General features: G+C 50.0%; 1 protein-coding gene. It reads left to right on the forward strand.

Going from position 1 to position 440, the window contains the following annotated elements:
- Positions 1-357 (forward strand): HAD-IA family hydrolase (locus ACTHTJ_RS10900; RefSeq protein ID WP_440362693.1); only part of this gene is annotated, 357 nt, incomplete at its 5' end.
- Positions 358-440 lie beyond the last annotated feature (83 nt).

Below are 440 nucleotides of genomic sequence, written 5' to 3' on the forward strand. Positions count from 1 at the left end.
GTTTTAGGCCGTCTGAAAGGGCGAAAAGCCGTATTTTCCAACGGGCCTTCGTTTTATGTCCGCGCATTGGTTGAGGCGTTGGGCTTGGAAGCGCATTTTGACGGCTTGTTCGGCACGGACGACTTCGGCCTGCTCTACAAACCCAATCCGCAAGCCTATCTCAACGTCTGCCGCCTGTTGGGCGTCAAACCCGAACAGTGCATTATGGTGGACGACAGCGCCGACAATCTGCACCAAGCCAAAGCCTTGGGCATGAAGACCGTTTGGTACGGCGAAAAAGCCCATCCGTTGCCATTTGCTGACGGCATAGCGAAAGATATGCAGGGTTTGCTTGAATTTTGCACAAAACTGCCGTGAAGTTTTGAAAAATCAAGTACAATACACGGTATTGCCGACATTTAAAAACAAGGACAACATCGTGCGTAAACTCGCTTTAATTC

It is taken from the genome of Neisseria sp. P0018.S001 (assembly GCF_051957355.1).
In the GTDB taxonomy this organism is placed as follows: domain Bacteria; phylum Pseudomonadota; class Gammaproteobacteria; order Burkholderiales; family Neisseriaceae; genus Neisseria; species Neisseria subflava_A.